General features: G+C 41.7%; 14 protein-coding genes. 8 read left to right on the forward strand and 6 right to left on the reverse strand.

Translation table 11 applies throughout. The annotated features are described in order from the left end of the window. Nucleotides 1-193 precede the first annotated feature (193 nt). Nucleotides 194-526 (reverse strand): helix-turn-helix transcriptional regulator, encoded by a 333-nt coding sequence (locus tag N483_RS22040; protein WP_023397978.1) that lies wholly within the window; start codon nt 524-526, stop codon nt 194-196. Between the two features lie 165 nt (nt 527-691). Between N483_RS22040 and N483_RS22045 the strand changes: the two genes are divergently transcribed. The 3 genes from N483_RS22045 to N483_RS27130 all read left to right on the forward strand — a co-directional run bounded on the left by N483_RS22045 (nt 692) and on the right by N483_RS27130 (nt 2066). Beyond that, entirely contained in the window at nt 692-1021 is a 330-nt protein-coding gene (locus tag N483_RS22045; RefSeq protein ID WP_023397979.1) for a helix-turn-helix domain-containing protein, read from the forward strand. A gap of 130 nt (nt 1022-1151) precedes the next feature. Then, on the forward strand, nt 1152-1757 hold the full coding sequence (locus N483_RS22050; RefSeq protein WP_023397981.1) for a hypothetical protein: 606 nt from the start codon (nt 1152-1154) through the stop codon (nt 1755-1757). 171 nt (nt 1758-1928) lie between these two features. After that, nucleotides 1929-2066, forward strand: coding sequence for a hypothetical protein (locus N483_RS27130; protein ID WP_023397982.1), 138 nt, complete (start codon nt 1929-1931; stop codon nt 2064-2066). A gap of 38 nt (nt 2067-2104) precedes the next feature. Here N483_RS27130 and N483_RS22055 read toward each other — a convergent pair whose 3' ends face one another. The 4 genes from N483_RS22055 to N483_RS22070 form a co-directional block, all read right to left on the reverse strand. After that, nucleotides 2105-3022 carry an SDR family NAD(P)-dependent oxidoreductase gene (locus tag N483_RS22055; RefSeq protein ID WP_023397983.1) on the reverse strand — a complete coding sequence of 306 codons (918 nt, stop codon included), beginning with the start codon at nt 3020-3022 and terminating at the stop codon, nt 2105-2107. Nucleotides 3023-3143: 121 nt separating this feature from the next. Then, nucleotides 3144-3998: an AraC family transcriptional regulator gene (locus N483_RS22060; RefSeq protein WP_023397984.1), complete on the reverse strand. Its 855-nt coding sequence runs from the start codon at nt 3996-3998 to the stop codon at nt 3144-3146. Between the two features lie 32 nt (nt 3999-4030). Further along, complete coding sequence (locus tag N483_RS22065) at nt 4031-4528, reverse strand: SRPBCC family protein (RefSeq protein ID WP_023397985.1); 498 nt, start codon at nt 4526-4528, stop codon at nt 4031-4033. A gap of 308 nt (nt 4529-4836) precedes the next feature. Continuing rightward, the gene (locus tag N483_RS22070; protein ID WP_023397986.1) at nt 4837-5943 is read right to left on the reverse strand and encodes an SGNH/GDSL hydrolase family protein; all 1107 of its coding nucleotides are present in this window, start codon (nt 5941-5943) and stop codon (nt 4837-4839) included. A gap of 241 nt (nt 5944-6184) precedes the next feature. On the opposite strand from N483_RS22070, the gene N483_RS22075 reads away from it, so the two are divergent. The 3 genes from N483_RS22075 to N483_RS22085 all read left to right on the forward strand — a co-directional run bounded on the left by N483_RS22075 (nt 6185) and on the right by N483_RS22085 (nt 10359). Beyond that, entirely contained in the window at nt 6185-6880 is a 696-nt protein-coding gene (locus N483_RS22075) for a response regulator transcription factor (RefSeq protein WP_023397987.1), read from the forward strand. Next, nucleotides 6867-8204 (forward strand): sensor histidine kinase, encoded by a 1338-nt coding sequence (locus tag N483_RS22080; protein ID WP_023397988.1) that lies wholly within the window; start codon nt 6867-6869, stop codon nt 8202-8204. Before N483_RS22075 ends, N483_RS22080 begins: the two co-directional genes overlap by 14 nt. Nucleotides 8205-8343: 139 nt before the next feature. After that, complete coding sequence (locus N483_RS22085; RefSeq protein ID WP_023397989.1) at nt 8344-10359, forward strand: TonB-dependent receptor domain-containing protein; 2016 nt, start codon at nt 8344-8346, stop codon at nt 10357-10359. A gap of 73 nt (nt 10360-10432) precedes the next feature. Here the strand turns inward: N483_RS22085 and N483_RS22090 are convergent, their stop codons facing one another. Beyond that, nucleotides 10433-12373: a RecQ family ATP-dependent DNA helicase gene (locus N483_RS22090; protein ID WP_023397990.1), complete on the reverse strand. Its 1941-nt coding sequence runs from the start codon at nt 12371-12373 to the stop codon at nt 10433-10435. Nucleotides 12374-12647: 274 nt separating this feature from the next. On the opposite strand from N483_RS22090, the gene N483_RS22095 reads away from it, so the two are divergent. Together N483_RS22095 and N483_RS22100 are read left to right on the forward strand one after the other, a co-directional pair. Continuing rightward, nucleotides 12648-13073 carry a GNAT family N-acetyltransferase gene (locus N483_RS22095; protein WP_023397991.1) on the forward strand — a complete coding sequence of 142 codons (426 nt, stop codon included), beginning with the start codon at nt 12648-12650 and terminating at the stop codon, nt 13071-13073. Nucleotides 13074-13185: 112 nt separating this feature from the next. Then, nucleotides 13186-13815, forward strand: coding sequence for a hypothetical protein (locus N483_RS22100; protein ID WP_023397992.1), 630 nt, complete (start codon nt 13186-13188; stop codon nt 13813-13815). The last annotated feature ends 37 nt before the right edge of the window (nt 13816-13852 follow it).

A 13852-nucleotide genomic window follows, 5' to 3' on the forward strand; every position in this document is an offset into this window, starting at 1 on the left:
TGACAGCGCCTTGGTATTTTGCGTTAACTTAAGCCAATTAGATGAACTACTTTTATGCAACTAAAGCTTTGTGGATAAATAAGCGTATATCAAAAGTCTTTGTCCTTTAACCTACTGCCTGTAAATCTTGGTTGACCTCTTTTTATTTAACTACTTAAGGCTACACCAACAGGCAATTGTTCTATCACTTTTATTAACCATGAGAGGTACGCTTGTCATCCGAACTTTCTACTGCTGACAAATTATTTTCGATAGAGAAGTCAACACCAAAAATTAAAGTAAGCTCAAAGGCGAGATCCACAGTCATGACTGTCTTGCCACACTCAAAATTACTTATCGTTGCCTGATCAACACCAACAATATGGCCAAGCTGCTTTTGTGTTAATTTTTTACTTTTTCGCAGTTGACGAATGGATTTTTGCAAGTTGGTTTTAAATTCCACGACACGCGTATGCCTAAGGGCTCTATTGTGTCTGAGGCTTCTATTACTTGATTGTATAAATTCCATAGAGTGATGATGAGCCATAGTGGTTTCCTTCCAAAGTTTATTAAATAATGAATAAGCACAATTTAACAGAACCACTGTGCCAGAATCTGGACAACTTAATCACAATTGCCACAGCCAACACTTGTTGATAAAACAAACACAGAAAGTTAACATGTGTTTAATTTGTAAAATGGTGTTTATGTTATGGATGAAATTGACCCGTTTAAATTCGGGGAAAAGCTGAGGCACTATGTAAGGAAAGAACTCATTGCAAAACAAGGCTCTGTTTCAAAAGGCTGTAAAAAAGCAGGTGTATCGCGCAGTACCATGAACAACTACCTTAATGGTACTTCAGAGTTTCCTCAGAGTGTGTTAACTAAATTACACAATGGGTGTAAGATAGATGTGTACGGTTTTTTGGCCTCCATGGCTGGAGTTGCTGGAAAGTACAATAGCGCTTGTATCGAAAAAGAATCCCAATTAGAGGCCTCTGATGAAAAGCACGAAAATAAAACAAAAACATCTGATCAGTAATAAAGATCAGCTTAAACAGGTATATGCTGCAGGAATGACCTCCGGTAAGGGTTCAGGGCCTAGGCAGCAAAGTGTAGCCATTGACTATCCGCCAGTAACGATTATTCCAGATGAACTCCAAGGAGGTTGAGTGAAACCATTTACAAAGCTATTGCTTATTTTTATCGCGGTTGGTTTTGCCGTTTACAGCATGAAAACGCCAATTTATGAGGGAATTTTATTTATAGCGTGTTTGGCTTTTGCTTTTTATAGAACAACTAATTTACCTAAAATGAATGTATTTATTCTATACTTGTTATTGTTTACGCTAATAGAGCTTGTAATAATTGCGGTATTAGATAACTTTGTATATGGAAAATATACAGGCTTTACGGAAAACATCTGGTATTTTTCCTCCTCATTAATATTAAACTTATGCATCTGTTTATATTGCAGAAAGTCAGCTATTTATTTTTTAAGGGAAGAGCCAAGTCTGTTTGATATGGCGAACAGCTTATTTTATGTATTTATGCTTTTTTGTTTTGTAGACATATACGCATTTGGTGAAAACTTCATCCGCAATTTAGATAGGCTTGGCTTCCCGGAAGAGCAAGTTAGTCATCTTTGGGAGATAACCCATATGTATTATAATTTAGAAATTTACAATTCTATTTTGCTGAGTTTGGCAGGCATTTGTTTGTTCGCCAGTGTGTACGCTCATCGCTCAGAAAAAGCGCTAGCAGTTGAAAAAGAATGAGGCCAGCTATAAACAAGTACAATTTGCGGGTATTTTTTATTACCGAGTTGATGATTATTTTAATAGCAAGTTTAAGATCAGTTTAATGGCGAGTAATTCACATTACGTTTACTGAACAACACTATACTATGGCGCAATATTTTGCGCTTAATAACGACTAAAGGACTAATTATGAAAAACGCAAAGATAAAGCAACAAAAATACCGAATTAATGACAAAAAACTGCTCAAACAGATCTGTGCAGGATGCATCGGTAAAGGCTCCGGCCCTAAACAGCAGCATATTGACGGATACTTACCTACTAAATAGCCATCAATATATCGCCCACGCAGTGTGGGCGTTTTATCCTATTTAGCACCAAACCTTTCGATCGCTAGCAGCGCATTATCCTGATATTGCTTATTGTTCAAATCTGCAAACAAAAGGTGTTGCTCACCCACCGTGCCCGTTAGACCTTTTTTACTGGCATAGAACTGACCTGATATTAGCTGCGTATCAAAAATAGCAGACAAATAACGCCCAGCCCCCTCTTCAACGCGATGCACCTTACCCAACCACAACATCACTTGCATCATACCTTTCATTGCATACTGCTTGATCACAGGTAATGTGTTAAACCCTTCTGTCCCAGTAGTAGCACCAGGGCTCATGGTAATAAATTTGATATGCGAGTGTCGTCTGGCCATGGCAGACATCCAAAGCGCCCCCATATACTTGATAGGCCCATAATGTGCGGTCGCATCTTGGTTTTTGGTAAATGCCGATCCATCACAAATCGTGGTGAACTCCTCCACTGACGACGTAGATAAATTGGGGCGAGGCATGCCCATTTCAGTTACACCGCGAGCGGCTTCCGAACCGGCATATACAGCAACTTGCGTTAGCTTGCCATATTTTAGCAATTCTTCTGTTAATACACTGTGTCCTAATAAGTTCACAGCAAATATCTGCGTAACACCGTCACTATTTAACTTCGAGAAGTCCCTTCCGCCTGTGCCACCAGCATTCATGATTAATGCGTCCACACTATGAGGTAATGACTCAACAGCGCGTTTAACTGAGCTGGTGTCGCTGACATCAATTTCAACAATTTTAAAAATGTTGCGCCCCGTTAATTGCTCTAGTTCTTGTTGCGCAATAAAGGCTTTTTCTCGATTTCGACAACCTAAATAGACAACTTCTACCTCAGGGCGAGCCGCGAGCTGTTTCGCAGCCTCTTTACCTAAACCTGCATTTGCTCCTGTAATTAATACGCGCTTGATCATAATGTAAACCTTTCACTTAATGATGATGTAATCTTCTATGTGGTTAGATTAATCCAAGCGCTGTCTGTGTTTTTGATATTTCTTGCTGTCTTGTTCATTGAGCAAAAAAAAGCCTGAAGGATCAGGCTTTGGGCTTTATTGGAATGTTTAAGTAGATTTTGTTGTTGGGGTCAGCATCGTTAAAGTTTGCCGGCAGTAATTCAAAATCCGGTTTATCTGCATACTCATAGCTACTTTTTGGTAGCCAGCTACCCCAAATATAACGTAGCGTTTCTTCTAATTTGGCAATCGGGCCTATATGGGTAAAACGAGCGTACGTTTGGGCGTCAAGCTCTCGTGTGATAAGGCCCTCTGGCACATCGTCGAAGTTTTCAACTTGTGCTGAGCATATATAAACAAAACGCGTGGTGTCTTCAGATTCCTCATAGTTCTCATATATACCAAAGAAATCACTGCCAACACGGTTGGGGATTTTATCTCTGTATGGTCTAAATCCCGACCACAACTTAGGTAAGCTTAAATCACCGTCATCATATTGATTTGCAATACCGACAATTTTCATTGCTGGTTGCTCAATAATTTCAGGCTCCATGCTGATATTATTCTGTAAAAATGCCAAGTCATCTTGGCTTACCGGCTTTTTATACAATAACCTAAATGGTTCGTTGATCTTTCTGTATTGTGCAGGCGTCATATCAAACAACGCCTTAAATGCGCGAGTAAACGCTTCTTGAGATTCAAATTGGCATTCAATAGCCAGCTCTAATATCCCTACCTCTTCTGTCAGCAAGCGCTTCGCCGCTAAGGTTAAGCGCCTCTTACGCAAGTATTCTTTAGGTGTATCTCCAACCAATGCTTTAAACACCCTACTGTAATGATAAGTTGAATAATGTGAGGCTGTCGCAATTTCATGCACACTGATTTTTTCAAATAAGTGTGACTCAATATATTCAATGCTCTTAAAAAACCGCTCCATCTCATAATCCTCAAAGTTCTTTACTGAATTGCTCAAGCACTTGCCATGTCTGACATTAGCACATTTTCTTCAGCATATTTTTTCAAACCAGTGAGCAGTTTGCCAAATGCAATCGGAAATACCAATCTCAACAGTGGATAAAATGGGTAAGCAAACAACTTAAGCTGAGGGGACGCAACCCAAGTTACCTCTGATTTATTGTGGCCGACTGAACGCACCGACATATGCACATGGTTTTGCTTAATGGGCACAATTTTAGGGTTGTTGACAGGTAAGACATCAAATGCCAAATATCTACCTTGCTCACTATAGTCTGTGATCACCTCTTTGACTTTAGCGCCATTGGGATCTGCATTTAAGTCGCAGATACGTCCTTCCATAGGCGCACCAGCTAGTCCTTTACCTGCTCCCAAAGCCACTGAGTTCGGAATAGGACCCATCCATAAATGCGCCTTATCAAATTCGTGGGCGATTAAATGCCATACTTGCTCAGCGGGTTTGTTGATGATGATTTTTTTAGTTACTTTCATAAGTACACCTGTGTGTGTTGTGTTGATAGGTGTACTTTAGAAAATATCAGACAGGCGTTTTTGATATTTCTTGCTATCTCAATAAAAAGTTTCTCTAGGCAACGTCGCTCTCCCCCACTTTGGGCGGATCAGTAGCTGAATTTAAAGCCGCCCTAACGCGGCTTTTTCAGTTCTGAGAAACACATATTATTCTTGCTTGGGCAGTAAACAAGTGTGCTCAGCGGCAAAATTATTAAATGAAGTCTCGAGTGGTTAAACCCACCAATTACAAAGCGCTAATTAATGGGTTTAACAGGCAGATTAAGCCTTTAGTTCAACAAATTATGGTTTCGAATAAATGCCGACAACTTATTTGCAATATCGGTATGTTCAGCTGTTGTTGGATGCCAAATACACCCTTCTAATGGTGAAGAAAAAGTGTGAGAGTACAGCTTATCTATTCCCTGCTCTTCTAGTTTTGCTTTTGCCTCTAATGTTGCCGGAATAATAAAGTCATATGGATATGCAGGCCTTGGCATAAAAACAACTGGTGCATTGGGAAAGCGATAGCGCACAGTGTTAACAAACTCTACCATGGTCGAAACCCAGTCTGCTTTCACGTCCTCAATCGTCTCCCAAGGCTCGTGTGGCTGAGGATCTGTACTGAAATCGTTAGTACCCACTTCTATCACTACCAAATTTGGATGTGTATCTTCATAAGCTTTATTGTCACCAAACACAGCCGTTACTTTGTCAAAGTAAGTACGCAAATTGTGGTGAGGATCATTGCCGCTCCAATTGCGGATCAAACCTAGGCCTGAATAAGACACTTGAGTAAAGCTGGCCTCCAACTGAGACGCAGTTAGATAAGGGAACGCTACTCTGGCATTACTGCTATTTACAATTTCGCTCCACGTGCACTGGCGCTTAGTTGACTCGCTGCCAAAGCCCGCGCTAATAGAGTCACCGATAAATAAAATATGGGGTTGCTGCTGCCAAATTCCCTCTAATCGGCCATCAGTTGAAAAGCTTAAAATTTTGGTATTATTGCTGTAGTTTTCCCAACGTTTAACGATTTCAATGTCTACCGTTTTTACATCCTGTTGAGTAAATACGACGTGCTCCTCAAAGTTACCATTTTGCCCTGTGACAATTTTCTTGTGCAGTACACCATCCACTAGGACATCAAATTGATCACCATATCCTGCCATCGTAACTTTAAGTGATTTACCAACTAGCTTGGTTTTAAGCTGTGTTCCTGGCCAGTTAAACTCTACTTGGCCTTTATTGTAATGTTTACTAACTCGCCCTTCATATACGATGGCATGATGGGTCGCCTTATAACTCTTCGCAAATACGGCACTGGAAAAGAGCCCTCCGACGCAGCTGAGCACAAATGCCAGTAGCGACAGTTTGATTGATATTAACCTTAACATGTGTCATTCCTTAAATGAGTTTGTATCCGAGACTGTATTCCAATGTTACCTATTGCCTCGCGATATACCCCAGTGCTGGTTAACCCCTTCAGCCATTGGGAATTCAATCAAATACATCTCACTCCATTTGAAAAAAACTCATACAGCGCACGTCTGTTTACTATCCGACCTTGTCGCTATTGTATACACAGGCACAATAATCTTAAAATACAATCATTCTCATTTTAGAAGACACAAATCTGTGAACAACCGTATTTTAGTCGTAGAAGACGACATTACTCTCAATCAACAAGTCTGTGTGCTACTTAGCAACAGGGGCTATCAGGTAGACTGTCTTCATGATGGAGAACAAGGACTTAGTCAGGCGCTGGCTATCGATTATGACCTCATCATTTTGGATATTCGCTTACCAAGTATGGAAGGCTATGAAATCTTGGCTCAGCTTAGAAAAATAAAACACACACCTGTCTTGATTTTATCTGCATGTGGTGCTGAACAAGAGCGTATTAAAGGCCTCAGCTTAGGCGCGGATGATTACCTTTCTAAACCTTTTAACCTTGATGAGCTGGTACTGCGTATAGAAGCGATTTTAAGGCGTGTCCACGCAAGTCATACCCAATCACAAACGCCATTTGAAATTGTCTTGGCTGACTTGCACTTGGACAGACAAAAGCAGCTTGCCGCCTATAACCAAGAGACGCTAGATATCACAGCAATTCAGTTTAAGTTGTTGTGGCAATTAGCTCACAATCACAAAGAAACCCTCAGTAAAGCATTTCTTTATCAGAGTGTACTTGAACGCCAATTTAGCCGTTATGACCGCAGTTTAGATATGCACTTGAGTCGACTTCGAAAAAAACTAGTCGCGGTGGGGCTAAGCCCCGAGTCGATCACAACCGTACATGGCAAAGGGTACCGTCTGCATGTTCAACCTTAAAGCGTCTTATTTTTTGCGCCTATGCGCGCTGGTCATAGCTGGTTCTATCATATTGTTCGGTGTGATTGACTACTTGGTTAATCACACCGAATTCAGAATGAGTCAAATCAAAGTTGAGCATCAAGAAGAGCTAATTGCACTTGGCCAACATGCAGAGCAATTGTTCTTAAATGGTGATATGGCGGCTTTGAGTGCATACGTAAAAAAAATAGAGCAAGCGCATAATACTTGGGCTGCGGTCGTGCAGCGAGAGCTGACCCCATTGGCTGATACCCAACTTCAACAATACTATCTCGATGAGTTTACACTAGGTCGAAATGTACGTTGGAAAATCCATTTATATTTCCCTCGAAATCCTGTGATGGACATTCCTTTTGCCGATGACAAGACCCACTTTTTAATTCAGCTTCCCAGTCATATGCGTCCAGGTAATTACTGGAAGGTCACTTACATAGTGCTGCAATTTTTTATCCCATTTTTGGTCCTTGCGGGCATTTGCTGGCTGCTATATCGCGCAATCATGAAACCCCTAAAGCAACTTGAACAAACTACTCGCGCCTTCGCCGATGGCGATTTAGACAGCCGAGTGGGAGACAAAATCTCAAGTCGCGATACAGAGTTCAAACAAATTGCAGCAACCTTTGACAAAATGGCCCACTGTACCGCTAACACCATCCGCGCACAAAGGCAGTTTATCGCTGATTTTTCACATGAAATTAGAACGCCAATTGCGCGCATCGAAACCGCGTTGGAATGCCACAAATCCGGATTAGGCCAACAAGATATGCTTGTTCGTGTAGCCAAAAACACCCACACCATGAGAGAGCTGGCCGAAAATACTCTCACATTAACATGGCTCGAAAACGAACGTTTTTGCCCACACACAGACACTGCAAATAGCCCGTTTGATCTCGTCGACTTAATCGACTGCATTGCTGAAGAAGTTAAATTTGAAGCCCCACACTTACACTTTCAGCTGAACATGCCAGAAACACAGCAACACAATAGTGACGCGCGTGTGCTTGGTCAGGTCATAGAGAATGTGCTCAGAAACGCCAGCCGTTATGCCAAAAAGCATATCTCCGTTGTACTTGATAAGTACACAATTCAAATATTAGATGATGGGCCTGGTGTCGCTGAGAGTGAACTAGAAGATATATTTCAACCGTTTTATCGCAGTCATGGTTATTCGCATACGCAACCTGATAGTCACTCGTTTGGTTTGGGTCTAGCACTGTGTAAAAGGCAAATGGAGCGCCTAAACGGACACATCTACGCGCAAAACACACCCAAATCCGGATTATGTATCGTCATTGAGCTCTAAAGCCAACCGTAGTCACATAAATTAGCACCAAATGTCACTGCAAATGTAACAGTTGTAAAAGTGCTTTGTTTTGGGACAGAACCATGAATAATACACGCGTATTGATAACTATTTTCATTTAAGATAAAGGAACACACCAATGCAGTTTGGTTTTTCTCGCTCATCTATCGCCCTTGCTGTGGCAGTTGCAACTTTTGGTTCTCCTGTTACTTTAGCCGACAACCAACAACAAAAGATTGAAATCATCGAAGTTCACGGCAAAGTTTCTGACGCCGATATGATCATCGACCAAACTGATCTGACTCAACTTCAAGCGAATGACCTGTCAGATATATTCAGATCACTTCCACAAGTGTCGGTGGGTGGTTCGAACCCTGTCGCACAAAAGATTTATGTTCGCGGCCTAGAAGACACCATGCTTAATGTCAGTATTGATGGCGCGTTGCAAGCTGGCTATTTGTTTCACCACCAAGGTCGTCTATCAATTGAGCCTGAACTGCTCAAGCAAGTAGACGTGGTGGCAGGTGCGGGGGACGCCACATCTGGCTCAGGCGCGCTAGGTGGTGCACTGAGATTTAAAACCAAGAGTGCCTCAGACTTGCTTGCACCAGATGAAAATTTTGGCGCCTTATTCAAGCTAGGCTATTACGGCAACAGTGAAGGTTTCAAAGCAAGCTCTACCGTATATGGTCGAGTCACTGACGATATTGATGCATTGGTATCACTGATCAAGCGTGACACAGAGAACATGGAAGATGGAAACGGTGATGAAATCCCTTACTCTCAGTCTGAACAAGAAGTTGGCTTTGCTAAAATTAGTGGTGATATTACTGACACACAATCATTTAGCCTAAGCCATGATGTACGCCACGATGATGGCACACGCTTACTACGCGCTCATTGGCACCCAAGCCGTAAAAACCTGCCTCTGCCGCAAGAAAGTGAGCGTACAACGAATACGCTAAATTATTTTTACGCCCCACAGGACGATCTCATTGATATCGCTTTTTCAGCGTATCAGACTAAAAACTCTATCACGCACGCACACCCTGAAGGTGAAAATAGAGCGGGCATTGTCGTTCAAAACACCTATTTTGCCGAATACGACTCACAAGGTTTTGATATAAAGAACATTGCGCTATATAACACCCACAAAATTGTGGCTGGCTTTGACTACAGAAGCGACGAAGCAATATTAGAAGACATTGGTTCTAACTATGAGCTATCCGGTGTTGAGAAAGGCAAAGTGTTGGGCATCTATATCCAAGATTACTTCCAAGTAACAGATCAATTTCAGATCAGCACAGGTGTAAGATACGACAACTACGAACTAGACGATGATAACGGTCACAACTTTGACTCTAGTGGCTTTAGCCCTAACTTAAACTTAACTTATGAACTTACGCCTGAGCTATCAGTTAATACAGGTTACGCAAAAGCTGTTCGAGGTCAAAAAGTAAAAGAGCTATTTGTCCTTGGTTATTATGATAATGACGTAAACTTGCGCAAAGAAGTCGCTGAAAACATCGAAGTCGGATTTAAATATCTAGGTGATAACCTAGTCGTACAAGCTGACGTATTTGTGTCGACGATTGATGATGCCGTTTCTACCGCAAAGAATCTCGAAACACAGGCCGCCCACATCCTGAGTAACGTCGGTGATTTAGAGAATAAAGGGCTAAACATCAATGCCCGCTACAGTTTTGATAAAGTGTCACTGTCTTTGGCATTTAATAGCAGTAGCCCTGAGTGGAAAACACATATAAACCCAGCACTTGCAGGTACTTCAATCTCCGATCAAGACTGGTCTATTGGTACTTCTGTCGGTGATACTCTAACCTTGGGTGCTGACTATTCACTTACCGACTCCATAGAGTTGGCTTGGCAAGCTCGTCTGGTTAAACGCCTTGATGATGCTGGCACCTATGTCTGGGACAATACCCAATTACCAGAAAAAGTGGGCTATGGTGTTCATGACTTAAAAGCAACTTGGTATATCACGGACAACGAGAACTTAAAACTGGATGTCGCCATCAAGAATGTGTTCGACAAGTTTTATTATGACCATGCAACCTATGCGGCACTTGGCCCAATTGATACAGGTGTTGCAGAGCCAGGACGCGATATTCGCGCAACCATTACATGGCAACTATAAAAACAAAATTCTAGTCAGCTGAACAAAGAGGCCTCAATTGAGGCCTCTTTTTTATTTTAACGTCTGACTCACTCTATTTCAGTCCAAGTTTCTCCAACTTGCTTTCAACGTCTTTGTACCTCAATAAACTGCAACTACCAAAGCCCGATCTTTGCCTAAATTTGTTCGCTGTTGACAAAGGTGTAGTCATACCCGTTAAGAAGCGCACCAAAATGGCTGGCGTTGGTTCCACCCCGATTTGTGTCAAATGATTTTTAAGTCCATAGATATCATCTCTGAGCTGCTGTTCATCGGGAAAGGTAGGCTCTTCGCTATAGTGTAAATGTGCACTAGCTCCTCGACAGACACTGCAATGACCGCAGTTCTGAGGTACTTGTTCATCATCAAAATACCGCGCCAAATTATTAGATAAACAGTTTCGCAGTTCAAAAAAGCGCAGCATTGCAGCTATGCGCTTAACTTCACTTTGCTCTTTGTCGGCGAAATAAGTACTTAGTTTTACAGCCAGATCAGGCGTGTTTAATGTTTCTGTATCAACTTGATACACTTGCATCATACGTTTCGACTCGAGCAGGATCATACCCTGCTCATGCAAATAATCGAGCGCTGCTACCACTCGACTTCGCTCTAGACCTAGGTTTACCAATGCAGCCATGTCTACAGTTCCCCACACTTTTTTAAAATGAGTTTGGGAAAGTATCTGCTGAATAAAAGTTTGCCGATTGGCGTCAAACGAACTCAGTACTTTGCTTTCTGTATGTAACCATTTAAAGCGAAAGTCAGCGTAAAATGCATATTTTGCTTCTAAGACGCCTAGCAGCTCTAGCTGAACCAAGGCAGTTTTCAGTGCTAACAATCGAATATTAGTGGCTTTAGATACGCTCAGCTCTTGCATTTCCCACAGGCCTTGCTCTGTAGATGTACTAATTTCATTGATCAGTAATTCAATATTGCCAAGCTCTGGAGTGTCTGCGTAAACAAAGTTTTCAAGCGTTGACACGCCATCTAGATTTGCCAACGTAATACATTGAGACGGCTCCCCATCTCGCCCTGCTCGACCAATTTCCTGACTGTAGTTTTCGATAGATTTTGGTAAATCATAGTGGATCACAAACCGAATGTCTGACTTATCAATCCCCATACCAAAAGCAATAGTCGCAACAATTATACGTTTTTCATTGCGCATAAATTGCTGCTGAATTTGCTGCCTTAGCTCATCCTTTAATCCCGCATGATAAGCCACAGCATCAAAGCCTGACGCCTGTAATTGCTTTGCTAATTGCTCAGCAGTTTGTTGCAGCGTGACATAGATAATACCGCTATCTTGCCTGTTGGATAAAAAAGATAAAATTGTCGGTAGCTTGTCGCTTTCTGTACTCCCGTAAATACTGAGGTCTAAATTTGAGCGATAAAAGCCAGTTTGCACAATATGCGCTTCGCTAATGGCAAATCTTTGTGCCATATCACGTTTAACCTTTTTTGTTGCAGTTGCCGTTAATAACAGCACTAACGGAATATTAAGCTCACTGCGAATTTGCGGCAACTTCAAATAATCGGGCCTAAAGTTGTGTCCCCACTCAGAAATACAATGAGCTTCATCAACCACTAACATAGAAATTGCTACCTGCTTGATAAAACCTCTAAACCGCTCATTTTTAAAGCGCTCTACGGACACCATAAGGATCTTTATCTGCCCTTCTCTTACGCCTTGCATTACATTCTGAGATTGCTCATACGATTGTGTCGAGTCTAAACTCGCAGCTGCGATACCCTTTTTATTCAAAAACTCGATTTGGTCTTGCATTAAAGCAAGTAGAGGTGATACCACTAAAGTCAGGTGTGGCAAATGCAATGCAGTGAGTTGATAACAGAGCGACTTGCCAGATCCAGTAGGGAAAATAGCCAAGCTTGATTGCCCGTTGATCAGCTGCTCAATCGTTTCTGCTTGCCCAGCTCTAAAAGAGGGGAACCCAAAGTGTGCTTGTAAGCTTTGTTGTATTTCTGCTTGTTGCATTTATTTGTCTCATTAAAAACGGCGGGTGTGCTCACCTGCTCGGGCATTCAAGACCTAGCTGGCGATAATTCGATATCTCTGCATCTCGTATATCATACCAGTAATGGTGGCAGCTTGTTTCACATATCATTAAATTCATAAGATCCTTATGTTCTGCTACCAAACATCAGCATTTCGATATTTTCCAATTGAAATCATAGCGTTTTTTCTAATATCCTCTGGCACTAAGCAACAGTAATAAAAGACGTCAGCTGCAATTGATAAGGAGTATTTCATGGCAAATGTACGCACGGCCAAAATGACAGACTTACAACAGATTCACTACTTATCCAATTTTTTGGGTTACGAAAATGCTTCAATGGAACAAGCCCAACTGCGGCTTGAGTATTTACTTGAATCAAACAATGACGATGTGTGGGTTTTTGACCAAAACGGTCGAGTCGGTGGTTGGATACATGCCTTCAAAGCCCACCGTGTCGCATCCAAAATGATATATGAAATCGGCGGTTTGGTGGTTGACCCTAAAATTAGAAACCAAGGTATTGGTAAACAATTGGTCGAACACGTCTATCAAGTTGCGATTGAACAAAACACCGAGCTCAGGGTCAGATGCAACGAAAAACGCATTGAAACACATCATTTTTATCTAAAGTTGGGGTTTTCGGAGTCTAAAACACAACATGTATTCACTAAAAACTAGTTTGACTACAATCAAACCAGAACTACGCGCTATGTATGTGTAATGGGTTGAAAGATACATTTTAGTTCAGGCATACTAAACTGGCTTTGTTTATCATAGAAAGGAACAATGCATGTCTAAATTACAAAAACCGGCCCACTTGGGTACCCATAGTCAACTCGTTCGTTTAGCAGTGCTATCATCAAGTATGCTACTTTTAGCCGCTTGTAATTCTACTTCGGTAACAACGCAAGAAGTAGCTCAGCCTACAGCTTCATGTGTCGGCAATATAGACAACCCCCCAGGCCTTACTGCTGTTCCGGAGGCTTCGATACCAAAAGGTGTTGTACTGCCAGCAGAACAAGGTGGACTATGCAAAGGTCAAGTTTTTGTAACCACTAAAGAAATAACAATTTGGCGTGCTTGGAATAGCGAATATTCAGGATCAAAACTGGGTAAATGGTGGACGTTTGATAAGCCAAAAGGTTCCATTTCAAAATATCGTAGAGACAATGTCATTTGTCCGAGTTACTCACCTCTCGACATGCTCGTAAGTTGTAAAATAAAAGTAGGCACTCAAGTGGTTATTGGCCCGGGCCAAAGTGCAAAATGCAGTGACTATTTCAGCTACCCAGCTTCAAAAACTAATCAAATATATTTAGCGGATGCTCAAAGTACAACAGTAGAGTGCCAATCTTATGATGGTCGATTCTCTTGGCGTTCAGAGCCTAAGCACATAGTTAAATCAGCCGAATCGCTATAACATACGAACATGGGATGAAGCGTGCTGAACACACCTC

Origin of the sequence: Pseudoalteromonas luteoviolacea NCIMB 1944 (assembly GCF_001625565.1) — a bacterium.
Classification (GTDB): Bacteria; Pseudomonadota; Gammaproteobacteria; order Enterobacterales; family Alteromonadaceae; genus Pseudoalteromonas; species Pseudoalteromonas luteoviolacea_F.

Excerpts from the sequence above, each read along its gene's own strand:
- N483_RS22040 (WP_023397978.1), bottom strand. The coding sequence starts at position 526 with ATGGCTCATCATCACTCTATGGAATTTATACAATCAAGTAATAGAAGC.
- N483_RS22080 (WP_023397988.1), top strand. The coding sequence starts at position 6,867 with ATGTTCAACCTTAAAGCGTCTTATTTTTTGCGCCTATGCGCGCTGGTC.
- N483_RS22060 (WP_023397984.1), bottom strand. The coding sequence starts at position 3,998 with ATGGAGCGGTTTTTTAAGAGCATTGAATATATTGAGTCACACTTATTT.
- N483_RS22100 (WP_023397992.1), top strand. The coding sequence starts at position 13,186 with ATGTCTAAATTACAAAAACCGGCCCACTTGGGTACCCATAGTCAACTC.
- N483_RS22065 (WP_023397985.1), bottom strand. The coding sequence starts at position 4,528 with ATGAAAGTAACTAAAAAAATCATCATCAACAAACCCGCTGAGCAAGTA.
- N483_RS22090 (WP_023397990.1), bottom strand. The coding sequence starts at position 12,373 with ATGCAACAAGCAGAAATACAACAAAGCTTACAAGCACACTTTGGGTTC.
- N483_RS22070 (WP_023397986.1), bottom strand. The coding sequence starts at position 5,943 with ATGTTAAGGTTAATATCAATCAAACTGTCGCTACTGGCATTTGTGCTC.
- N483_RS22085 (WP_023397989.1), top strand. The coding sequence starts at position 8,344 with ATGCAGTTTGGTTTTTCTCGCTCATCTATCGCCCTTGCTGTGGCAGTT.
- N483_RS27130 (WP_023397982.1), top strand. The coding sequence starts at position 1,929 with ATGAAAAACGCAAAGATAAAGCAACAAAAATACCGAATTAATGACAAA.
- N483_RS22055 (WP_023397983.1), bottom strand. The coding sequence starts at position 3,022 with ATGATCAAGCGCGTATTAATTACAGGAGCAAATGCAGGTTTAGGTAAA.
- N483_RS22045 (WP_023397979.1), top strand. The coding sequence starts at position 692 with ATGGATGAAATTGACCCGTTTAAATTCGGGGAAAAGCTGAGGCACTAT.
- N483_RS22095 (WP_023397991.1), top strand. The coding sequence starts at position 12,648 with ATGGCAAATGTACGCACGGCCAAAATGACAGACTTACAACAGATTCAC.